Here is a 25,174-nt window from a genome sequence, read left to right on the forward strand (position 1 = left end):
GCCGCGATGGACCCGTGGGCGCTCGACAAGTATACCGTCTAACCCGTCGATGTCGCCGGCAGTGCACGGCCGGTGGCCGGTGACGATCCGGCGCTACAGCGGCGGTGTCGGTGTGGCATTCGGCGAGTAGAAGAGGCGAAACACGCGCATGCCGGCGTCGTCGGCCACGAGCAGCGCACCGTCGGCGCCGACCACGATGTCCGCCGGGCGTCCCCACAGGCGCGTGTCCGGCTTCATCCAGCCGGTCGCGAAGTCGCGCACCTGTCCGGTCGGCGCACCGTTCGCGAACGGCAGGAACAGGATCTTGTATGCCTGCAGCATGACCTGCACGTCGGACCCGTGGCTGGCGACGAAGAGGCCGCCGTCGTACTCGGCCGGGAACGCGCCCCCATCGTAGAACGCCGCGCCCATCAACCCGGTGTGGGCGGCGAACGCGATGACCGGCGGCTGCGTCGCAGCGCAGAGATCCGCGCCGGCGCCAAGCTGCGGATCGGGGCGTCGGTCACCGACGCAGAACGGCCAGCCGAACTCGGCACCGGGACCGATCCGGTTCAGCTCGTCCGGCGGAGACGACTCGCCGAGGTCGTCGCGTGCCCGGTCCGTCACCCAGACCTCGCCGCTGTGCGAATCGATGGCGATGCCGCTGGGCGCACGCATGCCCGAGCTGTAGCGCGACGTGCGCGTGCCGTCCGTCAGGATGCGCAGCACGGAAGCCCGCCGCACATCGTCCTCGACGCAAGCGTTGCAGCTGGCGCCCACCCCCATGAACAGGTGGCCAAGGCGGTTGACGGCCAGCGGGCGGCCGCGCACCCGCCCCCCTGCCGGCAGCGGGACGACGGGTTCGGGCGGAGCGACCGCCGCCAGGTCCCCCGTGCGGTACGGGAAGCGCACGAGGCCGTCCTCGTTGGCGACCCACAGGTGATCGCCCCAGAAGGCGAGGCCGTCCGGCGCGTTGAGGCCCGGGCCCTCCCACCACACCAACATACGGTCGGCGAACCCGTCGCCGTTGCGGTCCGGCAGGACGACGATGCGGTTGTCGCGGGCGAGTGAGCCGAAAATGTCCCCGTTCGGGGCGCGGGCAAGGCGGGCGATCGGGCCGACGGCGTCCGCGTACACGCTTGCCCGGAAGCCTGGCGCCAGCTGGAGGGGCTCGGGCGGCTCGACGACAACGGTCGGCGCGACGGACGGCGTCGGCGACGGGCCGGGGGTCGGCGTGGCGGTGAAGATGACGCCACCCTTGCCCGACGGCGGCGTGTCCTCGATCCCGTGCGGGGACCGCGCCATCATCGAGGGTCGCTGCGTGCAGGCCGCCCCCGATGAAAGGATCGTCAGGACGACAGCCGATGCGGCCGCGCGGCGGATGGGGCGCTTCATGTCCTTCAACGTCATCGGCCGACGATTGTACCGGGGTGCGGACGACTTCCGAAACCGCGCCCGCCCCCTTATACTCGCCACCCGCCCGCCGGCCCGCCCATCACCGGCCCGGATTCGAGCAAGGACCGTTCGGATGCGCCTCTTCAACAGCGCCACCAACGCCGTCGAGAGATTCCGGCCGCGGCCGGGTCTGCCGGTCAGCCTCTACGTCTGCGGGATCACTCCCTACGACACGACGCACCTCGGCCATGCGTTCACATACGTGATCTTCGACGTCCTGCAGCGGCACATGCAGGTAGTTCATCGGTGGCCGACCCGTTATGTCCAGAACGTGACGGACATCGACGACGACGTGCTGCGAAAAGCCGCCGCCACGGGCGAGGACTGGCGGGCGCTCGGTCTGCGTTGGACGGAAGTCCTGCGCTCCGACCTCGGACGCCTCGGGCTCTTGCCGCCCGAGGTCTTTCCCGGCGCCACGAGCTGCATACCAGCGATCATCGACGACGTCACGCGCCTGCTCGCCCTTGGCCGCGCCTACGAGCGCAAGGGTTCGGTCTACTTTCGGACTGCTGCCGACGGCGCGTTCGGCGAGCTGGCCGGCTTGCCCCGCTCGGAACTCCTGGCGCTGGCAAACGAGCGGGGCAACGACCCAGCCGATCCGAACAAGGACGATCCACTCGACTTCGTGCTCTGGCAGGCCGGTCGCCCGGGCGAGCCGGCGTGGCGCAGCCCGTGGTCCGTCGGCAGGCCTGGCTGGCATATCGAGTGCTCGACCCTCGCGACACACCATCTCGGCGCGCCGGTCGACGTGCACGGCGGCGGCGGCGACCTGATCTTTCCGCACCATGCCTGCGAGATCGCCCAATCCGAACCGCTGACGGGCGTCCGGCCCTGGGTGCGGCTCTGGATGCACGTGGCGATGGTGCGCATGGACGGCGAGAAGATGAGCAAGAGCCTCGGCAACCTCGTGCTCGTGCGGGACCTGCTCGCCTCCCACGAAGCGGACACCATCCGTCTCTACCTTCTCAACCACCATTGGCGCAGTGCATGGGAGTGGTCGCGCGACCAGTTCGAGGCTTGCGACGCGTCGCGCGAGGCGCTTCATGCGGCGATGCGCCGTGCGAGCGGCAGTGGCCGCGAGCTGGACTTCACGAGCTTCGGACCTCGCGCCACCGCCGCACTCGACAACGACCTCGACACGCCGGCCGCCGTGGCCACGCTGCTCGACTTGGCCGACGCGATTCTCGGCGCGCCGGCGGGTGCGGACGTGCGCGGCGCCCAGGACGTCCTCGAAGCCGTCGGCCACCGGATCCTCGGCCTCTGGCTGCGCCCGCTCGACGACGTTCCACCCGCCGAGAAGGCACCGTGGCCCGAACCACTCGTCGCGCCGCCCGACGTCGTGCTGCCGGGCGCGCTGGCGCACTAGCTGGCGTTCCGGTTGTGCCTCACGACTTACGGCGCGCGTTCGTGACGGCCGCTATCACGTTCGGCGGGGGAGATCTTTCCGCAGCGGCACTTTTGGCAGGTCACGCATCGGTGACGACGACGGCCCGTTACGATCGTCGGCAGGAACGCGCCGCGGCCGCGGTTGCGGCGGCCATTCCGGCGCCGGCGCTGCAGGAAAGGTGCAATCCACTATGGCGTAGGCGTAGCAGTTGGGGTGTCAGTCGGGATATCGGTCGAGGTTGGGCCCGGTGTATTTATCTCGTTTACCACTGCTCCTACAAAGGCGGATTTTGACATACCTTCCATATAACTGGGTACTGTTCGAAGGCTGTCCGAACAACCGGGCCCCCCCCCCGCGGCCCCCCCCCCCCCCCCCCGCGCCGGCCCCCCCCCCCCCCCCCCCCCGGGGGGGGGGGGGTTGGTGTGGGCGGCGACGAAGCAGGAGGAATTGTTCCAAGGCTGAAAACATCGGATTGTGTTACGAGAACGATTGCAGACGTACTGGCGACCAGTTCCGAGAAAGAAGGCAGATATGCGACTCCTGAGCCTTCCATCCGGCCGCTTGCCTCATCTCTGGAATTCTGATCTGTCGCAGATTGTCGCAACATGATGACGGCAACAAATGATAGGAGACCCATCACGATTCCAGCTGAACGCCAGCGAGTATTCTGCATCTTCACGTGAGCCCTCTTTCTCAAACGCCGTCAGGCGTATAGGGGGTCCCGGCAGTATTGGAACGAGAACATGCGATAAAGAGCCCCTGGCTAGCGGGCGTTGAATTCGCCCCCGTCCGTCGCCGCCAGATCTGCCGCGAGCGCGGCCGGATCGTCGACGGGCCGCAGGCAGCGACCGCGGACGCAAACTTCGGCAGCCGGGCGCCGTCCCGAGGGCAGCGGAGTTGGCGAATCGGCGCGCACGCGGACCACCGTCCCGACATTGAATCGCCCACGAACCACGCCGCCCAATGGATCGTCGGCGGACGGCGGCCGATCGAACGTGACGGTGCGCATGCCGGCGACGTGCACGTCGACCGCGACGAGCGTGTCTCCGAACGCGAGCGGCGCCGCAGGGATCGCATGCGCAATTGCGGCGAGTGCTTCGGCGGCGCGATCGGCGAGGACGGCGTCGTCGACGAGCGCGGCGACGCGCAGGAGCGCGAGCGACGCCGCAGCGTTGCCGGATGGCGTCGCGCCGTCCACGACATCGTGCGCCCGCACGGCCAGCGCCTCGTGGTACGCCGCGGTCCGGTAGAACGCACCCCCGTCCGGACCGGTGAAGTCCGCGACGAGCGACCGGGTGAGCGCGACGGCTTCGTCCCGCCACCGCGGATCGAACGTCGCCCCGTACAGGCTCACGCAAGCGTTGGCCAGGCACGCGACGTCGTCGCAGAACGCGGGCACCCCGACGGCGCCAGCGGCGGTGTGATGGGCAAGGCCTCCGGCCGTCGCCGACGATCGGACGTGCCCGAAGAGGAACGCGGCGGCCGTCTCGGCAGCGCGAATCCACCCGCCTTCACCCAGTGCGCTGCCCGCGCGCGCCAACGCATCGATCGCCAGCGCATTCCAGCCCACGATGATCTTCGTGTCCGTCGCCGGCGCCGGCCGCCGCTCCCGGGCCGCCAGCAGCGCCGAGCGGATCGTCGCAACGCGCTCGAACAGCGCGTCCACGCTGCAGCCCAGCGCCGCGGCGGCGCCGACCGGGTCGCGACGCGCGGTCAGCACCGAGCGGCCGTCGTCCGTGTTGCCCGATGGGTTGACGCCGTACCAGGCGGCCGCCAGTTCGAGGTCGGAGGGGTCGAGCACGGCGGCCAGCTCGTCCGGCGTCCAGGTGTGGTACGCGCCCTCTCCTTCGGTCGTGTCAGCGTCCTGGGCGCTGAAGAAGCCGCCGTCAGGGCTGCGTAGCGCCTTCAGCACGTAGTTCGCCGTCCGATGCGCGCCTTCGGCGTACCGCGGCGCACCCGTCAGCTGGTGGAGCTCGGCCAGCAGCGCGAGCAGCTGGGCGTTGTCGTAGAGCATCTTCTCGTAGTGCGGAACGGTCCAGGTGGCGTCGACGCAGTAGCGGTGAAAGCCGCCGGCGAGCTGATCGTGCAGACCGCCCGCGAGCATGGCATCCATCGCCGCAGCCACGGCCTCGAGCGGCGCGGCCGATCCCGTGCGGGCATGTCGGCGCAGCAGGAACGCCAGCGCGCCGGCCTGGGGGAACTTCGGTGCGCCGCCGAACCCGCCGCCGACCGGGTCGATCGTCGCCAGTAGCCGCTCGGTGGCCCGGGCCAGCAGACCCTCGTCCAGCGCGCCGACCGCGCTGCCGGCGGCGCTCGGCGGTGACTTGTCGACGAGCGCCGCGACGAGCGCGTCGGCATGGGACTCGATGTCCGCCCGCCGCGTCCGCCACGCTTCGGCGATGGACGTGACGACATCGCGCCACGCAGGCAGGCCATGACGCGCCGTCGGCGGGAAGTACGTGCCGGCATAGAACGGTCGTCCATCCGGTGCGGCGAACACGCTGAGCGGCCATCCCCCGCGCCCCGTCATCACCTGCAAGGCGTCCATGTACACGGCATCGACGTCCGGGCGCTCTTCTCGGTCCACCTTCACGTTCACGAATGCGGCGTTCATCAGCGCCGCGACGGCCGGGTCGTCGAACGACTCGTGCGCCATGACGTGGCACCAGTGGCAGCTGGAGTAGCCGATCGAGATGAAGAGCGGCCGTTCGAGACGGGCGGCCTCGGCCAGCGCCGCGGTGCCCCACGGCCACCAATCCACCGGATTCGAGACGTGTTGCAGCAGATAGGGCGACGTTGCGCTCGACAGTCGTTCGGCCATCTCCAGCCCTCCGATGCGCCATGTCACGGGTTCAGAAGAAAACAAACGGGCGAGCCCCCCCGCTCGCCCGTTTGTCAACCATGGCCCCCATCTTGCGACGGGGCCCCCCATGGGGAAGAGTCTTCTCGTCGGCTAGGCGCGCGCTTCCAACAGCCGCGTGACCTGCGCCGCCCGACCGTGCGCCCCAGCGCGGTTGAATGTCTCCAACGCGCTCTGCAGGTGGTCGACAGCGTCAGCGCCGCGGCCCATGTGGAGCAAGGCGGCACCGAACGCCGCCTCGGTCTTCGCCCGCTCATGCCGGTCGGAGAGCATCTCGAACACCGCAAGGCTGGTCTGGAAGTGCTCCTCCGCCGCGCTGGCGTTCGGCTCGCTGACGGCCTTCACTTGCCCGAGCACGCGATGCGCCACACCGATGAACGCCGGCACGCCCAGCTGTTCCGCCGCCTGGAGCGCTTCCGCCGCCCGCTCCGCCGCCGCGGCGACCTCGCCGGCAGCAAGGTCGCGCTGCGCCATGACCCGCCGGATCTCGGGCACGAGCCATGTTGCGCCGACGGTCTGCGCCGCAACATCCGCCTCCGCGAGCCGCACCGCCGCCGCCGCATGCCGGCCGAGGTGCGTTTCGATGAGCGCCAGGTTCGTCAGCGCGATCGCCCGGCCGTAGTGGTCGGCGATCGCTTCCTTGATCAACAGGCTGTCGCTGTAACGCGCCAGCGCCGCTTCGTCGTCGCCGGCGTGGTAGTGGACGACGCCGAGGTTGTTGAGGACCGTCGCCTCGCCGAGCCGATCGCCCAACTGCCGCTTGAGGGCCAGACTGCGCGTCAGGTTGTCCAGCGCGAGCGCGTACGCATCCCCGTGCAGATGGGCCATGCCGACCGTGTTCCGCAGCCACGCCTCGGCCTGCAAGCGCTCCCCGTCCGTCAACGCATTGCTCACGGCAAGCACCGTCAACGCGTCCTTGCCGAGCGACAGCGCCTCGCTCACCCGACCGAGACGGACGTACACCGTCGCCAGGCCGTCAGCGGTGCGCAGCGCAGCCAGCGTGGCCGGATGGCTGCGCAAGTGGTCGCGGGCGCGGAGGTAGGCGGCGATCGCGGCGTCGAACTCGCCGCGGCGCTCGTACGCGCGGCCGATGCAGCGTTCGAGCTCGGCCCGGGCGCCATCATCCGGCGCGTGTTGAAGGGCCTCGGTGTAGGTGAGCACGGCCTCGCGCGCGCGGCCGAGGGCGACGAACGCGTGGCCCGCGCCCGACAGCGCCGCGTACTGCTCGGGCGCGGTCGCCGCCAGCTGGCGTGCCGAACGGAAGTGCTGCAGAGCGTTCTCGGCAGCGTACACGGCCAGCGCCGCGTCGCCCGCGCGCAGCGACCACGCGCAGGCGCGGTCGCGGACGCCCCCGCGCAGATAGTGATAGGCAATTCGGTCGGGCTCGGCCGTCGTGGCGGTCTCGAGCTGTCCGGCCACCTGGCGGTGCAAGTATTGGCGCCGCGCCGACGACAGACGGCCGTAGATCCGGTCGCGCACGAGCGCATGCGCGAAATCGTAGTGGGCCGTCAACCCATCGTTGTCCGCCTCGCGCCAGAGGCCGGCCACGAGAAGCCCGTCGAGCCCGTCGAGCGCAGCGGGCGCCGGGAGGCCGCTGATGCGCTGCACGACGTCGAACTCGATGTCGCGGCGCAGGACGGACGCGGCGTCGGCCAACGTGCGCGCGTCGTCGGACAATCGATCGAGGCGGGCATCGACGATCTGGCCGACGCTGACCGGCACGGGCAGCTCGGAATAGCCGCCCTCGGCCGTGCCGGCCGTCGTCGTCCAACCCTGCCCGTCCGGCTCGACGCTCAACGTGCCCTGCTCGAACAGGGCGCGCAGCGTTTCGACGACGAAGAACGGGTTGCCGCCCGTACGCTGCACGAGCTGAGCGCCGAACTCGGTCGGTGGCACGTCGGCGCCGGAAAGCGCTTGAACGAGCGAGGCCGTCTCGGCGGTGGAAAGCGGGCAGAGCTCGTGCCTCGTGCCCGCCTGCTCGATCGCGCGGTGCAGCGCGCGCCGGTCCGCAGCGACGTCGGCGTCGCGCGCGGTCACGACGAGCAAGCAGCGCGTCGTGGCCACGGCGCGGGCAAGCGAAGCCAGCAACGACAGGGACGACTCGTCGGCCCAGTGGACATCCTCGATCACGAACAAGACCGGGGCATCCTCCGCGGCAGCCGCGACGACGGCGCACACCGCCTCGAACAAGCGGTCCCGGTCACGCAACCCGTCGAGCGGGGCGTTGCGCCCGTCCTCGACTGCGCTCTCGATCTCGGGCAACAGGCGTGCGATCTCGCGCAGCCAGACGTGCTGCACGGGCAACGCCATGAGCTCGTCGGGCGCGAGTCCGTCGCGCAGCGCCTGGACGAGCGGGGCATACGGTGCCTGGGCCGTCGCCTCGTGGCACCGACCGTACCACACGCGATCGTGCGCCGCCACGGCATCGGCCAGGTCGGCCACGAGCCGTGACTTGCCGATGCCGGCCTCCCCCGTGAGCACGACGACCCCGCCGCGGCCCTCGACGGCAGCCGACCAGGCCGCGCTCAGCGAACGGCGTTCGATCTCGCGGCCGACAAGCGGGCCCATGTGCTCCGCCAGCGGTCGCGGCAGGCCGCCCGGGACGCGCGCCTGCCGCGCACGATCCGCGGCGGCACGGGCCACGGCCGCCGGTGGGGCGACCTGCGACTCGCCAAGCGGGGCGTCGGACTTGATCGCCTCGAACAGCCGCATCGTGCTCTCGAGGGGCCGAATGCCAAGCTCGGTGTCGAGCAGCGCCTCACAGAGTTTGAACTGGGCCAGCGCCGCGGCCCGCTGGCCGCTGCGCGCCAGGTAGAGCATCAGCGCTTGGTGGACTTCCTCTCGCAGCGGGTCGACGGCCAGAACGCGCCGCGCGAACGCCGCGGCGCGATCGAATCGCTCGACCGCCGCGTTGTGGCGCCCGAGGCGCCAGGCCGCCCGCACGTACAGGTTGAGATACCGCTCGCGCTCGACGACGAGCCAGTCATCGAACTCCGGCGCGTCCGGTACGGCCACGCCTTCGAGGAACGTGCCGTTGTAGGCGGCGACGGCTGCCTCGGCAGCCGCTTCATCGAAGCCGTCGCCGTCTGCCGCACCGACCTCGAGCGTCGCCAGATCAAGTTGGACGATCCGCTCGGGGCGCAGTCCGACCCGGGTTCGCTCCACGAAGAGCACGTCGCTGGCGTCGCCGAGGGCACGGCGGACGTCGTACAGCGCCGTGCGGAGGGATGCGAGCGCGTTCCGCTCAGGGACGTCCGGCCAGAACAGCCCGCTGAGCCGCTCCCGGGCATGCATCTGCCGGGTGGCCACAAGGTATCCGAGCAGCGCCGGAACGCGCCCGCTGCCCAGGGGCAGCAGACGGCCGTCGACTTCGAACACCGGCGCTCCCAAGAGCCGGGCCTGAACGTCCGGCACGCACATCTCCTCGCAGCGGCGGCGCCAACCCGAAGGTCGAACCACCTGGGGGGCCAGGGCAGGCCGCACGACGCCTCTCGGCATCGAGCCGAACCCGCATATAGAACGCATGAACGAAACGCCAAGATACGGGCGTTATGTTGGCTTGGCGAAGCCCTCACGGACGCTCCAGGCACATGTCGAAGGCGGGGCCGACCGTTCCGCGCCAACCGGCCGCCACCCACGTCGTCGCGTCCTGCTGAACGAGGATCGCGGGCCCGACGAGGTCCGCGCCGATCGCAAGGGAAGCGCGCTCAACCACCGGCACGCGCGCGTCCGTCCCGTCGTCGAGCACGGTGTCGAACGCCTGCGGCAACGGACCGCCCGCCCCGCAGGCCGGTGCCGGAACCGGCCGTCGCCCCTCCGGACCGATCGCCCGCACCCGCAACGTGACGACGGCCACGGGTTCCGAAGCGACGAAGCCGAACCGGGCCCGGTGGGCGGCGGTGAACGCGCGCTCGATCCGGCCGTCGGCCGGCCACGGCACGGTCAGCGCCCACGACTGGCTGGCGTATCGGACATCGGCCGAGCGCTCGACGCGCGTCGCCGCCGCACCGCTCAGGCGAGCCAGCGCGGCGCCGGCCTCGTGCTCGAGCGTGCCGAAGACGCCGCGCCACGCCGCCAGGCGGCCGCCCGCGACGACCGATCGGCTGACCGAGACGGCCGGCACGGCGACCGCCAGACCGAGCGCCGACAGCGCGCCGGCCTGCGCCGGAACACAGACGCGGCGGATGCCCAACCGCTCGGCCAATCGGCATGCGTGCAGCCCGCCCGCCCCGCCGAACGCCACGAGCGTGAGCGCGGCCGGATCCACGCCGCGCCGCACCGAGACCGTCCGCAGTGCGTGCTCCATCGTCGCATCGGCCACATCCAACGCCGTTCGAGCCGCGTCGGCCGCCGGCAGGCCGGCCGCGTCCGCCAGTCGCCCGATCGCCCGCCGGGCCGCGTCGACGTCGAGCGTCGCGCCGCCGCCGAGTGCGATGCCGCCGGGCAGCCGGCCGAGCATGACGTGGGCGTCCGTGATCGTCGCCTGTGTGCCGCCGCGTCCGTACGCTGCCGGACCCGGCGATGCGCCGGCGCTCCGCGGACCGACCCGCAACGCCCCGCCGGCGTCCACGTGCAGCAGCGAACCGCCGCCGGCCCCCACGGTGTGGACATCGACGATCTGGCGTTGGATCGGCAGGCCGTCCAGGACCGCGTCCTGGGTCAGCGGCAGCTCTTCGCCGGCGACGCTGACATCCGTCGAAGTACCGCCCATGTCGAACGTGAGGATGCCGCCGAGGCCGGCGCGGCGCGCCACCGCCAGCGCGCCCGTCACACCGGCCGCTGGGCCGGAGAGGATCATCGTCAAGGGCAGGCGCGCCGCGACGTCCGGCGCCAGCGTCCCGCCGTGGGAACCCATCACCGCGAGGCGACGACCGTCCAGGCCGGTGTGAAGCCGGTTGAGGTAGCGCGACGTGCGGGGACCGACGTAGGCGTTCACCACCGTCGCAGTCGCACGCTCGTACTCGCGGAATTCGGGCAGGACGTCGACGGACAGGCTCGTGAAGCACGTCGGAGCGCGGCGGGCGATCGCGCGGCCGAATGCGCGCTCGTGGGCAGGGCGGAGGTACGAGAACAGGCAGCACACCGCCGCCGCTTCCGCGCTCCGCGCGCCCACCTTGCGGGCCGCGGCCGCGGCGGCACGATCCGACAGCGGGCGCAGGCAACCGCCGTCGGCCCCGACACGCTCCGGCAGCTCGACGACATCGCCGTCCGCCACGAGGTTGGTCAGCGGGTCGGGCGCAAGGTGGTACAGGTCCGTTCGCGCACCGCGGCCGAGCGTCAGGAGATCGCCGAAGCCGGCGGTCGTGACGAACACCGTTCGCGCACCACGCCGTTCGAGGAGCGCGTTCGTGGCGACGGTCGAACCGTGGACCACCGCCGCCTCGCCAGCCGGGTCGAGCGACCGGACGGCGGCGAGGACGGCGGCGGCGGGATCATCTTCGGTGGTCGGGAGCTTGAGGAGCTCCAGCCGGTCACCGTCGAGGGCCACGCAGTCCGTGAACGTGCCGCCGATGTCGATGCCGATGACGGGCGGCGGCGAAGCGGACGACGGGTCACGCGGCTGCATGGCGGTCGTTCTCACGCGCAAACGCGGATCCAGCGACGTGTTGTGTGCCGTGCGGGCCGCAGCCGGATGCCGCGTGCCCGCCGGCCGTCACGCGTTGTCGAGGGCGTTGGTCAGGTAGTTCACCGCGTCGCCGACGGTCTGGATCTTCATCGCATCGTCTTCGCTGATGTCGCCGACGTTGAACTGCTCCTCGAACTCCATGATCAGCTCGGCCAGGTCGAGCGAATCGGCGTCGAGGTCGTCCCTGAAATGGGTGTCCATCGTGATCTGCGCGGCATCAACGCCCAGGTTCTCGACGATGATGTCGCTCACCCGCGCGAACGTGTCCTCTGCGGTAGACATGCCTACTTCCTCCTGCCAGCGGCGCTCGGCGGCCATGGCCGAGTCGCGCGCCCGATCGGGCGCGGCGCGACACTATACGCACGGCGCCTGAGGTGGTCAATCACCTGACGGCGCCGATGGCGGTCGCCCTTGACCGAGCCGCACGCCGACCGCACCATTCGCTTCCCCTTCGACACCCTCCCCCCGCCACGACCCGCCCCCGTCGACCCTCGACCCAGCCCTTCGACCTCAGAGGTTCGCGCCCGATGAGCGACGTGTCGCCCACCCAGCAGCGGAAACGTGACCACGTGGCGATCAACCTTGGCGAGGACGTCGCCGGGTCGGTCGCCAGTGGCTTCGAACGGTACGCCTTCGCGCCCGAAGCGCTGCCGGATCTGGATCTCGACGACGTGCGCAGCGACGGCTCGTTCTTCGGCCGCACGTTCCGGCTGCCGATCCTCATCTCGTCGATGACGGGCGGCGCGTCCGACCTCGCGCGGATCAACCGCACGCTGGCCGAGGCCGCCCAAGCGACGGGCGCGGCGATGGGCGTCGGCTCGCAGCGTGCGGCGCTCGAGGATCCGGCCCTGGCGGCGAGCTTCAGAGTGCGGGACGTCGCCCCGGGCATCCTGCTCCTCGCCAACCTGGGCGCCGCGCAGCTGAACACCGGCTACGGGGTCGACGAATGCCGGCGCGCCGTGGAGATGGTCGGGGCCGATGGCCTGATCCTGCATCTCAACGCCCTACAAGAGGCGGTTCAGCCGGAAGGCGACACGCGCTGGGCCGGGCTGCTCGGCCGGATCGAGGCCGTCGCCCGCGCCCTCGACGTCCCGCTCGTCGCCAAGGAGGTCGGCTGGGGGATCTCCGGCCCGACGGCTCGGCGCCTCGTCGACGCGGGCGTGCAGGCGATCGACGTGGCGGGCGCCGGCGGGACGAGCTGGAGCCAGGTCGAGATGCACCGCGCGCCATCGGAAGCCGCCCGCGCCGTGGCCGCCGCGTTCGTCGGGTGGGGCCTCCCGACCGCCGAGAGCCTGGTCGAGGTGCGCGCCGCCGTGCCGGGCGTGCCGCTCATCGCCAGCGGAGGCATTCGCGACGGCGTCGACGTCGCCAAGGCCGTCGCCCTCGGCGCATCGCTCGTCGGTCTGGCGGGGCCGCTCCTCAAGGCGGCGCAGGCGGACACCGTCGTCGAGGCGCTGACGACGCTCGGTCGGACGCTTCGCATCGCCCAGTTCGCCGTCGGCGCGGGGAATCTCGATGAGCTGCGCGACTCGCCGGCGCTGCGACGACGCCCCGCATGACGGGCGAGACACCGGCCGCCGGCAACGAGCCGTCATGGGTGGCCAAGCGCAGCCGCATACCGGGCGCAATGTCGCTGGCCGACGTGCGTCTGGACGCCGTTCACGCGCGGATGCGCCGCGCCGTCACGCCGGACGAACCGACGGCCACACCTCTCTTCGGCTGGCTGCGCGGGCACCTCGGCTGGCCGGACGGCGGCGTCGACTCCCGGGCCGCCAGCGCCAAGGGGCTTCGGCCGCGCGTCGTGCTGGTCGCCTGGGCCGGCGCCGGCGGCGCGATGGACGACACGGCGGCGATCGATGTGGCGGCCGCAATCGAGCTGACGCACGAGTTCTCGCTCGTCCACGACGACATCGAGGACGGCGACCGGTTGCGCCGCGGGCGGCCGACGCTCTGGACGGTCGTCGGTGTGCCGCAGGCGATCAACGCCGGCGATGCGCTGTTCGGGATCGCCCGCCAGGTCCTCATGCATGCGCCCGTGTCACCGGCGGCGCTCGTGGCCATGGCCCGGCGCTACGACGAGGCGTGCGTTCGACTCGCCGTCGGGCAGAGCCTCGACCTTGCCTTCGAGGCGGCGGACGTCCAGCACGTGACGCCCTTTGACTACCGCGGGATGGTGCGCGCCAAGACGGGCGCGCTCTTGGGGGCGGCCGCGGCGCTGGGCGCACTCGGCGCCGGCGGAGACGAGGACACGGCCTCCACCCTGGCGACATGGGGCGAGCACGTCGGCACCGCGTTCCAGATCCAGGACGATGTCCTCGGACTGTGGGGCGATCCGGCGGTGACGGGCAAGCCGGTGGGGCACGATGTCCTGCGGCGGAAGAAGGGCTTGCCGCTTCTCCTCGGCGCGGTCGATCCGACGACGGCCGATCGCGTCCAGGCCGCGTTGACCAACGACGCCTTGGACGAAGCGCAGGCCGCCGAGCTTGCGCGCGCGCTCGAGCGTGCCGGCATCCGGGACGCGTGCCGGCACTGGGCGGATCGCCGGGCCGCGGACGCCGACACGGCGCTCGATGGGCTCGCGATCACGGCCGACGCGCGCGCGGCGCTGCGCTCACTGTCGCACTTGGCCGTTAACCGCGATCGCTGATCACGCGCCCTCGGTCGGTTTCTGCCCTCAGATCAGGCCCCACTCCCCCCAGTCGCCGCCCTCCATCAGATCGGGCGACCACGGCGGTGTATCGAGCAGCGTGACGCGCACGTCGTTGCCGGCGACGTTGCGCGTCACATCCTTGATCTGTTGGATGATCGAACCGGCGTACGGGCAGAACGGGGTCGTCAGGATCATCTGGACCTCGGTCTCGGCCGGGTGAAACACGATCTCGCGGATCAGGCCGAGCGTCACGACGTCGATGTTGATCTCGGGGTCGACGACGGTGCGCAGCGCCTCGCGGATCTCCGAGTCGAGCGCTGCGTGCTCGGCCGGATCGAGCGCAAGCACGGACGGCGGAAGAGGGGTCGCATCGGTCATGTCGGTCGCTCCTGGTCGTTCGACGCCGGCCGCCGGCCGATCAGACGCCAGCGCGGCTTGTCCATCCGTCGGCCGCGACGCGTCGCGGTCACTCATCATAGAGCACCGTCGGCTCATCGTACGCACGGATCTGGTTCGCCTGGCGCTTGCGTCGGATCCACTCGATCAGGTGCCGGTTCTTCTCGTCGCGCGGCGCCTCATCCGCCAGAATGGCCATGCTGAAGTGCAGGCGCAGCGCCCGGCCTGGGATCACGTGGCGCGAGATCCCGCTCGGCAGCACGCCGCCCTCGCGAACGAGCGACAGGATGTCGTCGGGTGTGAACGCCGGGAAGACGACGAGGCCGCCGACGTCGTCGTAGTGCGCATCGATCGCGCCGAGTTCGGAGGCGCGGACGCGGTGGATGTCGGCACGGCCGTTGTAGACGGATACGACACGTCGGAGCATCTCGCACCGGCCGACGAGATCCGAGCCGCCGCTGAGCGTGACCGTGGCGCCGCCGTCGTACACGACGTACGCCGTGGCATCGTTCGCCTTGAGCGACGCCTTGGCCTCCGGCAGCGTCGCATCGTCGGTGGCCAGGCCGGGTATGGCCGACAGGCCGGCGGCGAGCGCCTGGGCGCTCAGGCCGACGACGAGGTGATGCCATGTCGACAGCGCCACCGCATCGTAATCGACCACCTGGACGAGGGCATCCCGGTAGCCGAGGTGCTTGAGGGCACTTGTGCGGTTCGCCCCGTCCAGCACGACGAAGCGGCCGTCGCCGAGCGGCGCCACGATCGGCGGATCCTTCAGCACTTCCTCGCGCACCAGCCGTTCCGCCAGCGCCAGGATCCGCCGTTCGTCGAAGTCCTCGTGCGGCACGACGCGCGCAAGCTCGACGATCCGTAGGTCGGGCAGCTCGTGGGTGCCCCCGTCGCTCATGCGCCGTCCCTCCCAACCGCCGGCTCGCCGTCCCGGCCGGCGCTGTCCGTGAGAAAGGCGATCAGGTCGATCTTCGTGAGCACGCCGAGGAGCGCGTCGCCGCTGCGGACGATGGCGAGGTCCGTGTCGGCGAAGATGCGGCCGAGGACGGACAGCGTCGTGCCGGGCTCGACGACGGCGATCCGGTTGGAGACGAGGGCGGCCACGGTCGCATCGGCCGCCCGCCCTTCGCGGCCGGCGTCGAACATCGCCGCCAGCACGTCGCGCTCACCGAGGACGCCGACGATGTCGCCCGCCGCGTCGACCACCGGCAGCTGCGAGATGCCGTGGCGCCGCATGAGCGCGACGGCCTCGCCGACGGCGGCATCCGGGCGGACGGTCACGACGGGCGACGGTCCGCGGCGGGCGAGGACGTCCGTGACGTAGCCGCGGATCCGCTCGCCCATGTGGAAGCCGTTCTCGCGCAGCCAGTCGTCGTTGAAGAGTTTGGAGAGGTAGCGCGCACCGCTGTCGGGCAGGAGGACCACCACGACCGCGTCCGGGCCGAGGGCGCGGTCGCGGGCGTACGCCAGCGCCCCGGCGACCGCGCTGCCGCACGAGCCGCCGACGAACATCCCCTCCTCGCGCACGAGCCGCCGCGCCATCCGAAACGACTCGCCGTCCGTCACCTGGACGATGTCGTCGATCACATCGAAGTCGTAGACGCTCGGGATGAAGTCCTCGCCGATGCCCTCGACGGCGTAGCTGTGCGCCGGTGGCATGACGCCGGTGTAGAAGTAGTCGTGCAGGATGGACCCGACCGGGTCGACGCCGACGACTTGGATTGCGGCGTTCCGCTCTTTCAAGTAGCGCCCGGTTCCGGTGATCGTGCCGCCCGTACCGATCGTGCAGATGAAGTGCGTGATCCGGCCGCCGGTCTGATCCCAGATCTCCGGTCCCGTGCTCAGATAATGGGCCATGGGGTTCGCCGGATTGCTGTACTGGTCCACGAGCACGGCGCCCGGCGTGTCGGCCGCGATCCGGCGCGCCACCGAGTAGTACGACCGCGGGTCCTCGGGCTCGACGGCCGTCGGCGTGACGATGACCTGCGCGCCGTACGCGCGGAGGACCCGGATCTTCTCGTCGCTCATCTTGTCGGGCATCGTGAAGATCGCGTGGTAGCCCTTGAGCGCCGCAGCGATCGCCAGTCCGACACCGGTGTTGCCGGATGTGCACTCGACGATCGTGCCGCCGGGCTTGAGCCGCCCGTCGCGTTCGGCCGCCTCGATCATCCCGAGACCGATCCGGTCCTTCACGGACCCTCCCGGGTTGAAGAACTCGACCTTGGCCAGGATGTCCGGCGCCGCCCCGTCCGTGACGTGGTGCAGCCGCACGATCGGCGTGTGGCCGACGGTCTGGAGGATGTTGTCGAGGACGCCCGGCATCGCGGCGTCCCTCGGATGATGCGGCGCCGAAGCGGAGCTGGGATCCACGGCTGACTCCTGAGCAAAGGGGAGGTGACGGTAGCATCCGGGCTTTGGCCCGGTCAAGACGTTGGCCGCGAAACGGATGTCCTCGACGGCGATTCGAGCGACGCGCGGTATCATGGCGCCATGATGGAACCGCACGAAGTGCCCGCCGAGCCGCCGCCGCCCGAGCCGCGCGAGCTGCCACTCGACGACACCCGACGCGCCGCCGGGCGGCGGATTGCCCGTGCCTCTGCTCTGATCGGCGTCCTGTTCCTGGCCGCCAAGGTCGTCGGCCTGCTCCGCGAGCGGGCGATCAGCCATGCGTTCGGCCTCTCCGCCGAGTACGAGGCATACGTCGCCGCATTCCGCGTGCCGGACCTGCTCTTCACGCTCTTTGCCGGCGGTGCGCTCGTCAGCGCGTTCCTGCCCGTCTTCAGCCAGGCGCTGACGGACGAGGACCGCGACGGCGCCTGGCGTCTTGCGAGCGGCGTGACGAACCTGGTGGCCGTCGCCACCGCCCTCGCGGCGGCCGGGGCGTTCGCACTCGCCGTGCCGCTCACGCGCTGGATCACACCCGACGTCCCGTTGGCGCAGCAACTCCTGACCGCCCACCTCATGCGGATCATCCTGGCTTCGACGCTCGTCTTCGCCGTCTCGGGCCTGCAGTTCGGCATCCTGAACGCGTTCCAGCACTTCCTGACGCCGGCGCTCGCCACCGTCGCTTACAACCTCGGGATCATCGCCGGCGCGGTCTGGCTTGCGCCGCACTTCGCGGTGCCGATCGAAGGGTTGGCGTGGGGCGTCGTCGTCGGCGCGCTCGGCCACCTCCTCATCAAAGTGCCGGCCCTCGTGCAGCGCGGCTTCCGGTGGCACGCGACGTTCGGACTCCACGATCCGCGTGTGCGACGCGTCCTGTCCCTCCTGTGGCCGCGGATGCTCTCGCTCGGCGCCGTTCAGGCGGTCTTCATCGCCAACACCCGCCTGGCATCCGGCGCCGGTGTCGGGGCGCTAGCCAGCCTGAACTACGCCTGGGTGATCAGCCAGATGCCGCAGTCCATCCTCGGCACGGCGGTCGGCACCGCCGCGTTCCCGACGCTGGCCGAGCTTGCCGCCCGCGGCCGCCGCGCCGAGCTGCGCCGCACCGCCGCCGACGCCCTCGCGGCGATGACGATCCTGGCCGTGCCGGCGGCCGTCGGTCTTGCGACGCTGGCCGGCCCGGCGGTGCAGGTGCTCCTCCAGACCGGTCGCTTCGACGCCGACGCCGCCGCGCTCACCGCCGCCGCGCTGCGGATGTTCGCCCTCGGACTCGTGGGCCACGTCACGCTCGAGGTCGCGGCCCGGCTGTTCTACGCCCAACAGGACACCCGTACGCCCCTCTACATCGCCGTCGGCACGATGGTCGCGAACATCGCGTTGGCGGCGCTCTTCACGGCGCTCGCGACGGCGCGCGGCTGGGGACTGGCGGCGACGGTCGGCGGCATCGCCCTCGCGAACTCGATCGCCGTGAGCGGTGAGGTTGCCGTCGCGCTCTGGCTCGTGCGGCGCCGGCTGGACGGCATCGAGGGGCGCCGGCTCGGGTCGATCCTGGGGCGCACCATGGCCGCGGGCGCTGGAATGGCCGCCGTGATCCTCACCGTGGCGCGCGCACTGCCCGCCGGCCTCGCCCTCGGGCCGCTCGACGGCCCGCTCGGCGACGGGCTGCTCCGCTTGGCGATCGCGGGCACGGCGGGTGGCGCCGTTTACGTAGGGCTGGCGCTGGCGTTCGGCGTCGTGCCGCGCTCGGCGGTCGCGGGCGTGCTCCGACGCGTGTTCCGACGCTAGCTCGCGACCTCTGCGTCAGCGGCCGCGACCCCATCGACCGGCGCCGCGCTGCCCTCGGCGAGCATTGCCCGCGCCACCGGATCGAGGCTGAGCGCCTCGGCAACGACCTCGGCGCCCGGCAGCACGGCCAACAGCCAGCGCGCGACGACCGCGACCGCCACGTGGCAGCCGAGCGTCGGCCGCGGCTGGCCGATGGTCGCGAGGCCGACGACCCATGCGCCGTCCGCACGGGGATGGACGGCCACCGCGATGTGCTGCTCGATCGTCGGGTCGACGACGACGGTGTCGATGAGCAGTCCGGTCGGTCCGACGTAGGCGGCGAGGGGGTGGACGTGGCATCCGGCCACGCGGACCTGGCGCGACGTGAACGTCGTGGCCGCGGCCGACGGGTCGGCGCCGGTCGAGCGAAGGGCGACGTGCGGCATCGGGAGCTCCGTGAGGACGGGGGTGGGCGCGGCGGCCGTAGCGGTGCGCGCGTACTTGAAGTAGGCGCACGGCCGGCCGGCCGCGATTGCGAGCGACTCGTACTTCGTGACGGCGCCGTCGAGCCGCGTGGGCGACGCGCGTTGATCTGCGGCCAGCGCGTTCGCCAGAGCGGGCTCGCCCGCGAGCGCGCGGTCGATCTCGACGGCGTAGGCGGCGACGTCCGTCGCGCAGTGCAACGTCCCGCCGATCTCGAGGCAGGACGCGATGCGCGCGATCGTCATGGGCGCGAGGAGCCGGCGGTGGGCGTGGCGCGTCTTGAACCACGGATCCGGGAAGTTCACGTGCACCTCGCCGACCGTGCCGGGCGCGAAGAGGTGGGCAAGTGCAGCCTGGCCGGTGGCGTGGACGGCCCGCACGTTGTGCAGCCCCTGAAGGGCCGCGGCGCGCTCGACGGCGACGAGGCTGCGGTTGGAGATCTCGATGCCGATGACGTTGGCCTCGGGCCTGCGCCGCGCGAGGTCGAGAAGAAACGCGCCGCGCCCGAAGCCGATCTCGACGCACAGCGGACCGTCGCGCCCGAACAGTTCCGTCCACGGCGTCGGCCAGGGCAGGCGGTGGATCGACAGCGCCATGCCCGGACTTGGCGGCCCACCCCGCGGCGCACGATCGAGCCCGTCGACTTGCGCCCCGTGACCGGCAATCGCACGGTCTGGCTCGGCCGGGCCAGGGCGCGGATTGCGCGGGAACGAAGGCGCATTGACGGGCGCATCGACAGGCCCATTGACGGGCGCATAGACGGACGCATCGCTGCTGCGGTTCACGGCAGGCGCTCGAGTTCGGCTGCGGCCGGCGCGAACCCTGGATGGAACGCAATCGCACGCTCGAACGCCGCGCGCGCCTCTCCCGTACGGCCGAGCGCGGCGAGCGCACGGCCTCGCCAGACGTGCCACTCCTCGAGGTTCTCACCTTTCATCGTCTCGATCGTCGCGTCGGCTTGGGCAACGAGCGCATCGTACGCACCGCGATCGAACAGCGCGCGGGCATAGCCGAACTGGTACCAGAACGCGCGGAACGGCAGCCCGATCGCGCGCGCCTCGTCGAACGCGGCCACCGCGCCCTCGGCCATGCCCTGCCGGGCACGCCATTCCCCGAGGGCGAAGTGCGCCCACGGGTCGGCGACGTTGGCCGCAGCGTACGACTCGACGTCCGCGCCGACGCGCGCCCACATCACGCCGTCCACGGCGTCGCCGGCCAGCGCGTCGTCGACGGCGGCGGCCTGCTCGGGACGGAAGACGGCGACGTACGCGCCGAGGAACGGCCGGCCCATCGCGTCGACGGCGTCGTAGCCGTAGCGCCGATTCGCACCATAGTACGAGTCGACCGCAATGAACTCGGCGGGCCCGTCGTCGTAGCCGACGAGGACGCGGTAGTGCCCCATCTCCCCGCGCCCCTCGACGCTGACCCAGTGCTCGACGATCACCGGCACGCCGGCTCGCAGCAGCGCCCGCAGGCGCCCGCGCTCGGCACCGTAGCGGACGCGCGCCCGCAGCCCGTGCTGCGCGACGTATGCCGCCAGCTCATCGGGTGCGACGTTCGTATCCTCGCGGTCGGGCTTGATGCTGGCCGCCGCCACGAGCTGGTCGACATCGACGCCGAGTGGGCTCATCGCCATGACGACCGCCGATGGGCCGCAGTTGTTCCACTTCTGCCACGTGTGCGACACGCCCGACAGCAGGACGCTCGACGCGTCGAGCGCGGATGCCTGCACCGGGGCGCCGCCCGTTGTGACGGCAGCGGTGAGCACCGCGGTTGCGGTCGTCGCCGACGGCGGCGTGGACGCGACCGCCGTCGCTTCGTAGGCGGCGTCGGCCGTCAAGAGCACGGCCGGATCGGGTGCGACGGGCGTCGGCTCGGCGGTGGCGGCCGACGATCGGGCGGCCGTGGCGCCGTCCGGGGCCACCGCGTGCTCGACCGCACCGTCGCGCGGGCCGCATGCCGCGAGGGCCAGCGCGAGGAACGCCGCCGCGATCCGCTCGGCCGTGCACCGCCGCCGCCAGCCGCTCGTGTAACCGCTGAGCGTTTGACCCGCCCCGTCGCCGCTGTCGATAATGCGCCTCCGCCGGCTCCTATGATCGGCCGTCGGGAGGCCGGAGCGCCGGTCGGCTACGATAGCACAGGCGGCCTCGGGCGATGTCGCCGTGCGTGCTGGTGCGGCGGCCGCGCCGCTCGTCCCACCGAGCGAGACCAACGGAGAGTCCGAGATGCCCGATCAGTTCGTCCTCACCGATCGCGACGGCCCGGTCGGGATCGTGCAGTTCAACAGGCCCGACAAGCTGAACGCGCTCAGCCCGGCGCTGATCGCCCAGATGGCCGACGCGCTCGAGGCGTTCGACGCGGATCCGGAGGTCGGGGCGATCGTCCTCACCGGCAATGCGCGCGCGTTCGCCGCCGGCGCAGACATCGGCGACATGGCCGAGGCGGGCGTGGTCGACCAGATCCGGCGCGACATGTTCGCCACGTGGGACCGCGTCCGCAAAGTGAAGAAGCCGATCATCGCCGCCGTGAGCGGCTTTGCGCTCGGCGGCGGCTGCGAGACGGCGATGATGTGCGACATGATCGTCGCCAGCGAGACGGCACAGTTCGGCCAGCCCGAGATCAACATCGGCGTCATGCCCGGCGCAGGCGGGTCGCAGCGACTGGCGCAGGCGATCGGCAAGGCGCGGACGATGGAACTTGTGCTGACCGGCCGCTTCTTCAGTGCCCACGAAGCGCATGCCTGGGGCCTGGTGAACCGCGTCGTGCCCGTCGAGGCCTATTTGGACGAGGCGATCCGCTTGGCCCGCGAGATCGCGTCCAAGCCGCCGATCGCCGTCCAGCTGGCCAAGCAGGCCGTGAACAGCGTCTTCGATGACTACCTGGACCGCGGCCTCCTCACCGAGCGGCGGCTGTTCTACCTGCTCTTCGGAACCGACGATCAGACCGAGGGGATGCGCGCCTTCCTCGACAAGCGCGTGCCGGTCTGGAAGGGGCGATAGGGGGTCCGACCGATGTCTCGACGCACCTGGATCGTTGCCGCGGCCGTGCTGGCCCTCTTCGCCGTCGCCGGATTCTGGTTGACACGCTCGGCGCGTGCCCCGGGCGATGGCGAGGGCGGGTCGACCCCGTCGGCGGCCGGACCGGCGGCCACCATCGACCCGACCGCGGCGACGCCGCCCGCCGGGACGATGCCGAGCGCCGTCGCGCCGCTGAGCGGAACGGCGGGCATCACGCCGACCACCGGCATTGCATCGACGACGGCCGCCCAGCCGGAATCCGCCGTCCGCGAGATCGCCCTCGACGGCCCGCTGGCCGTCCGCGAGGCCGAGGTCTCGGGCATGGCGTGGTTCTCGGACACGCTCGTCTTCCTGCCGCAGTACCCGGGCCGCTTCGGCTACGATGGCACCGTCGTCACGAAGACGAACACCGGCGACGGCACGCTGTTCGGCGTCCGGCGGGCCGATGTCGAGGCTGCGCTGACGCGGCAAGCGCCGTCCGTCACCCCGTTCGCAATCCCCGTTGCCGGCGCCGGGTTCGGCGATGGGGAGCCGCGGGCGATCGACGGGTTCGAGGGTTTCGAGGCGATCGCGTTCCACGGACGAACCGTCTACGTGTCGATCGAGGTCCAGAACGGGGACGACATGGCCGCCTTCGTGGTCCGCGGAACCGTCGACGTCGATGCGGACGGCATGCCGATCGGCATCACGATCGATGCCGGCGATCCGGCGGGCGTACCGCTGCCCGTCGAGATCGACAACATGTCGATCGAGTCGCTCGTCGCCGATGCCGAGGGTGTGACGGCGATCTTCGAAGCGAACGGATCGGCCATCAACCCGTCGCCGAGTGGCTATCGACTCACCCCCGATCTGCAGCCGGCGGGCGACTTCGCGTTCCCGACGATCGAATACCGGGTCACGGATGCATCCGAGGCTGCGCCGGACGGGTCGTTCTGGATGACGAACTACATGTTCCCGGGCGACGCCGCGGTGCTCAAGCCGTCGACCGACGGGATCGCGCAACGCTGGGGCGAGGGCGCAACGCATGCGTCGTTCGAGCACGTCGAGCGGATCATTCGCATCGAGCGCCTCCCGGACAGCGCCGGGTTCGGTTCCGGCTACAAGCTGGCCGACGAGCCGCCCGTCCAGCTTGCCCTGCTCGATGCCGAGACAGCGCGCAACTGGGAGGGCCTCGTGACGCTCGGCGATATGGGTTTCCTCGTCGTCACGGACAAGTTCCCGAGCACGATCTTCGCGTTCGTCCCCGTGCCGGACAAGGCGACTGCGCCCTGACGGCGACGTCCTCCACCCGCTGTCGTCGCCGTCAGGCGAAGACGTCCATGCCACGGCGACGTGCTAGAATCGCCGCGCCGCTGCCGCCCGAGCGGTGCGCGCCCGCCAGGAGCGTCCGATGGCCGACGGCCCAGTGTCCGTGACCGGGAGCGATACCGTCCAGTACGCCTTCGCCGACGGCGTCGCGACGCTCACGTTGAACCGCCCGGACAAGATGAACGCCTTCACCGACGCGATGCTGCACGCGCTGCTCAAGGGGTTGCGCGCGTGCGAGCGCGACGCGGCCGTGCGCGCGATCGTCCTGACGGGCGCCGGGCGGGCGTTCACGGCCGGCCAGGACCTGGGCGACGTTCAGGACCGCGGGCACGGCCTGAGCTTCAAGGAACACCTCGAAGCGACCTACAACAAGATCGTCCGGGCGCTGCGCACCGTCGAGAAGCCCGTCATCGCGTCCGTGAACGGGGTTGCGGCCGGGGCGGGCGCCAGCATCGCCTTTGCATGCGACATCCGGCTCGCCGCCGAGTCCGCCAAGTTCGCCACCGCGTTCGGCCTCGTCGGCCTCGTGCCCGACAGCGGCGCCACGTGGTTCCTGCCACGGTTCCTCGGCTACGCGCGGGCGTACGAGCTCTACGCCACCGGAGGCCGCTTGACCGCCGCCGAGGCGCATGCCGCCGGCATCGTCAACCACGTCGTGCCCGACGCCGAGCTGGCGGACCGCACGGCGGTGCTCGCCGCGCAGCTTGCGAGCGGCCCGACGAAAGCGTTCGGCCTGACGAAGCGGGCGATGAACCGCGCCGCCGCGGGCTCGCTGGACGACGCGTTGGACTACGAGGCCCACCTCCAGCAGATCGCGGGCCTCACCGCCGACCATGGTGAGGGCGTTCGCGCGTTCCTCGAGAAGCGCCCGCCCCGCTTCACGGGCACGTGAGCGGCTGCCGTGGCTGACGATTCACGCACGCAGGCGCCTGCCGCGGCCCGAACCGACGCCGACGCACGCGACCTGGCGCCCGGCGACGCATGGGGCACCGAGCTCGACGCGTCCCGCCCGATCGGTGTGATCGGCGCAGGGACGATGGGTGCCGGCATTGCCCAGGTGGCGGCCGTCGCGGGTCACCCGGTCGTGCTGTTCGATGTCGCTCCGTCGCAGGTCGAGCTGGCACTGGGCCAGATCGCCGGATTCCTGCGGCGCGACGCCGCCAAGGGACGGTTGTCGGCCGTCGAAGCCGAGCGAGCCGTCGCGCGCATCACCGGCGCCTCGACGCTGGATGCGTGCGCGCCGTGCGCGCTCGTCGTCGAGGCGGCGCCCGAGCGTCTGGCGCTCAAGCAGCAGCTCTTCGCCGATCTCGAGGGCATCGTCGCGGAACGGGCAGTGCTGGCGACGAACACGTCGACGCTGTCTGTCGCGGCGATCGGCGGCGCGTTGAAGCGGCCGGAGCGACTGATCGGCCTCCACTTCTTCAACCCGGCGCCGCTCATGCCGCTCGTCGAGGTGATCCGCGGCCCCGCCACGGACGAGGGCGTGGTGGCTGCGGTCGCGGCGATGGCCGCGCGGTGGGGCAAGACGCCGGTGCTTGCCAAGGACACGCCCGGGTTCATCGTGAACCGCGTCGCCCGGCCGTTCTACGGTGAGGCACTGCGCCTGCTGGGCGAGGGCACGGCCGACGCGGCGACGCTCGACGCGCTCGTGCGCGACGGCGGGTTTCCGATGGGGCCGTTCGAGCTGATGGATCTCATCGGCATCGACGTGAACTTCGCTGCGGCCAGCTCCGTGTTCGAGGGTTTTTTCGGCGACCCGCGCTTCCGGCCGCACCCCATCCAGCGGGCGATGGTCGAGAGCGGGCGCCTCGGCCGGAAGTCGGGCCGCGGCTACTTCACCTACCTGCCGTGAGGCACGCAA

18 protein-coding genes are annotated in these 25,174 nt (G+C 71.6%); 8 read left to right on the forward strand and 10 right to left on the reverse strand.

Annotation, left to right across the window (positions count from 1 at the left end; all coding sequences use genetic code 11):
• Positions 1-93: 93 nt before the first annotated feature.
• Positions 94-1,374 (reverse strand): PQQ-dependent sugar dehydrogenase, encoded by a 1,281-nt coding sequence (locus tag IPG72_07550; GenBank protein MBK6768848.1) that lies wholly within the window; start codon positions 1,372-1,374, stop codon positions 94-96.
• A gap of 133 nt (positions 1,375-1,507) precedes the next feature.
• Here IPG72_07550 and IPG72_07555 point away from each other — a divergent pair, with 133 nt between their 5' ends.
• Entirely contained in the window at positions 1,508-2,800 is a 1,293-nt protein-coding gene (locus IPG72_07555) for a cysteine--tRNA ligase (protein MBK6768849.1), read from the forward strand.
• A 784-nt stretch (positions 2,801-3,584) separates the two neighbouring features.
• On the opposite strand, the gene IPG72_07560 is transcribed toward IPG72_07555, so the two are convergent.
• The 4 genes from IPG72_07560 to acpP form a co-directional block, all read right to left on the reverse strand.
• Positions 3,585-5,642: a thioredoxin domain-containing protein gene (locus tag IPG72_07560; GenBank protein ID MBK6768850.1), complete on the reverse strand. Its 2,058-nt coding sequence runs from the start codon at positions 5,640-5,642 to the stop codon at positions 3,585-3,587.
• Between the two features lie 132 nt (positions 5,643-5,774).
• Entirely contained in the window at positions 5,775-9,095 is a 3,321-nt protein-coding gene (locus tag IPG72_07565; protein MBK6768851.1) for an AAA family ATPase, read from the reverse strand.
• Positions 9,096-9,252: 157 nt separating this feature from the next.
• Complete coding sequence (locus tag IPG72_07570; protein MBK6768852.1) at positions 9,253-11,247, reverse strand: hydantoinase/oxoprolinase family protein; 1,995 nt, start codon at positions 11,245-11,247, stop codon at positions 9,253-9,255.
• Positions 11,248-11,334: 87 nt separating this feature from the next.
• A complete protein-coding gene (acpP, locus tag IPG72_07575) occupies positions 11,335-11,589 on the reverse strand; it encodes an acyl carrier protein (GenBank protein ID MBK6768853.1) in 255 nt (84 codons plus the stop codon).
• 245 nt (positions 11,590-11,834) lie between these two features.
• Here acpP and IPG72_07580 point away from each other — a divergent pair, with 245 nt between their 5' ends.
• Both IPG72_07580 and IPG72_07585 read left to right on the forward strand, forming a co-directional pair.
• Positions 11,835-12,866, forward strand: coding sequence for a type 2 isopentenyl-diphosphate Delta-isomerase (locus IPG72_07580; GenBank protein MBK6768854.1), 1,032 nt, complete (start codon positions 11,835-11,837; stop codon positions 12,864-12,866).
• Positions 12,863-13,954, forward strand: coding sequence for a polyprenyl synthetase family protein (locus IPG72_07585; GenBank protein ID MBK6768855.1), 1,092 nt, complete (start codon positions 12,863-12,865; stop codon positions 13,952-13,954). The genes IPG72_07580 and IPG72_07585 overlap by 4 nt, the downstream gene beginning before the upstream one ends.
• Before the next feature lie 27 nt (positions 13,955-13,981).
• Here IPG72_07585 and IPG72_07590 read toward each other — a convergent pair whose 3' ends face one another.
• The 3 genes from IPG72_07590 to IPG72_07600 all read right to left on the reverse strand — a co-directional run bounded on the left by IPG72_07590 (position 13,982) and on the right by IPG72_07600 (position 16,681).
• Entirely contained in the window at positions 13,982-14,335 is a 354-nt protein-coding gene (locus IPG72_07590; protein MBK6768856.1) for a metal-sulfur cluster assembly factor, read from the reverse strand.
• A gap of 88 nt (positions 14,336-14,423) precedes the next feature.
• The gene (locus IPG72_07595) at positions 14,424-15,257 is read right to left on the reverse strand and encodes a hypothetical protein (protein MBK6768857.1); all 834 of its coding nucleotides are present in this window, start codon (positions 15,255-15,257) and stop codon (positions 14,424-14,426) included.
• Positions 15,254-16,681, reverse strand: coding sequence for a cystathionine beta-synthase (locus IPG72_07600; protein MBK6768858.1), 1,428 nt, complete (start codon positions 16,679-16,681; stop codon positions 15,254-15,256). The genes IPG72_07595 and IPG72_07600 overlap by 4 nt, the downstream gene beginning before the upstream one ends.
• 168 nt (positions 16,682-16,849) lie before the next feature.
• On the opposite strand from IPG72_07600, the gene murJ reads away from it, so the two are divergent.
• On the forward strand, positions 16,850-18,526 hold the full coding sequence (gene murJ / locus IPG72_07605) for a murein biosynthesis integral membrane protein MurJ (protein MBK6768859.1): 1,677 nt from the start codon (positions 16,850-16,852) through the stop codon (positions 18,524-18,526).
• Here murJ and trmB read toward each other — a convergent pair.
• Both trmB and IPG72_07615 read right to left on the reverse strand, forming a co-directional pair.
• Positions 18,523-19,584, reverse strand: coding sequence for a tRNA (guanosine(46)-N7)-methyltransferase TrmB (trmB, locus tag IPG72_07610; protein MBK6768860.1), 1,062 nt, complete (start codon positions 19,582-19,584; stop codon positions 18,523-18,525). The two genes, murJ and trmB, sit on opposite strands and share 4 nt — an antisense overlap.
• A 185-nt stretch (positions 19,585-19,769) precedes the next feature.
• Positions 19,770-21,200: a C39 family peptidase gene (locus tag IPG72_07615; protein ID MBK6768861.1), complete on the reverse strand. Its 1,431-nt coding sequence runs from the start codon at positions 21,198-21,200 to the stop codon at positions 19,770-19,772.
• A 13-nt stretch (positions 21,201-21,213) separates the two neighbouring features.
• Here IPG72_07615 and IPG72_07620 point away from each other — a divergent pair, with 13 nt between their 5' ends.
• From IPG72_07620 to IPG72_07635, 4 genes are all read left to right on the forward strand, one after another.
• Entirely contained in the window at positions 21,214-21,987 is a 774-nt protein-coding gene (locus IPG72_07620) for an enoyl-CoA hydratase/isomerase family protein (GenBank protein ID MBK6768862.1), read from the forward strand.
• A 12-nt stretch (positions 21,988-21,999) separates the two neighbouring features.
• The gene (locus IPG72_07625) at positions 22,000-23,277 is read left to right on the forward strand and encodes a hypothetical protein (protein MBK6768863.1); all 1,278 of its coding nucleotides are present in this window, start codon (positions 22,000-22,002) and stop codon (positions 23,275-23,277) included.
• A gap of 139 nt (positions 23,278-23,416) precedes the next feature.
• A complete protein-coding gene (locus IPG72_07630; GenBank protein ID MBK6768864.1) occupies positions 23,417-24,205 on the forward strand; it encodes an enoyl-CoA hydratase/isomerase family protein in 789 nt (262 codons plus the stop codon).
• A 144-nt stretch (positions 24,206-24,349) separates the two neighbouring features.
• Entirely contained in the window at positions 24,350-25,165 is an 816-nt protein-coding gene (locus IPG72_07635; protein ID MBK6768865.1) for a hypothetical protein, read from the forward strand.
• Positions 25,166-25,174: the final 9 nt, after the last annotated feature.

The organism is Candidatus Avedoeria danica, from assembly GCA_016703025.1.
In the GTDB taxonomy this organism is placed as follows: Bacteria; Chloroflexota; Anaerolineae; order Epilineales; family Epilineaceae; genus Avedoeria; species Avedoeria danica.

What these genes read in the sequence shown, in the direction of transcription:
- IPG72_07550 (MBK6768848.1), bottom strand. Translation starts at nt 1,374, where the DNA reads ATGAAGCGCCCCATCCGCCGCGCGGCCGCATCGGCTGTCGTCCTGACG.
- IPG72_07555 (MBK6768849.1), top strand. Translation starts at nt 1,508, where the DNA reads ATGCGCCTCTTCAACAGCGCCACCAACGCCGTCGAGAGATTCCGGCCG.
- IPG72_07560 (MBK6768850.1), bottom strand. Translation starts at nt 5,642, where the DNA reads ATGGCCGAACGACTGTCGAGCGCAACGTCGCCCTATCTGCTGCAACAC.
- IPG72_07570 (MBK6768852.1), bottom strand. Translation starts at nt 11,247, where the DNA reads ATGCAGCCGCGTGACCCGTCGTCCGCTTCGCCGCCGCCCGTCATCGGC.
- acpP (MBK6768853.1), bottom strand. Translation starts at nt 11,589, where the DNA reads ATGTCTACCGCAGAGGACACGTTCGCGCGGGTGAGCGACATCATCGTC.
- IPG72_07580 (MBK6768854.1), top strand. Translation starts at nt 11,835, where the DNA reads ATGAGCGACGTGTCGCCCACCCAGCAGCGGAAACGTGACCACGTGGCG.
- IPG72_07585 (MBK6768855.1), top strand. Translation starts at nt 12,863, where the DNA reads ATGACGGGCGAGACACCGGCCGCCGGCAACGAGCCGTCATGGGTGGCC.
- IPG72_07590 (MBK6768856.1), bottom strand. Translation starts at nt 14,335, where the DNA reads ATGACCGATGCGACCCCTCTTCCGCCGTCCGTGCTTGCGCTCGATCCG.
- IPG72_07595 (MBK6768857.1), bottom strand. Translation starts at nt 15,257, where the DNA reads ATGAGCGACGGGGGCACCCACGAGCTGCCCGACCTACGGATCGTCGAG.
- IPG72_07600 (MBK6768858.1), bottom strand. Translation starts at nt 16,681, where the DNA reads ATGCCGGGCGTCCTCGACAACATCCTCCAGACCGTCGGCCACACGCCG.
- murJ (MBK6768859.1), top strand. Translation starts at nt 16,850, where the DNA reads ATGATGGAACCGCACGAAGTGCCCGCCGAGCCGCCGCCGCCCGAGCCG.
- trmB (MBK6768860.1), bottom strand. Translation starts at nt 19,584, where the DNA reads ATGGCGCTGTCGATCCACCGCCTGCCCTGGCCGACGCCGTGGACGGAA.
- IPG72_07620 (MBK6768862.1), top strand. Translation starts at nt 21,214, where the DNA reads ATGCCCGATCAGTTCGTCCTCACCGATCGCGACGGCCCGGTCGGGATC.
- IPG72_07625 (MBK6768863.1), top strand. Translation starts at nt 22,000, where the DNA reads ATGTCTCGACGCACCTGGATCGTTGCCGCGGCCGTGCTGGCCCTCTTC.
- IPG72_07635 (MBK6768865.1), top strand. Translation starts at nt 24,350, where the DNA reads ATGGGTGCCGGCATTGCCCAGGTGGCGGCCGTCGCGGGTCACCCGGTC.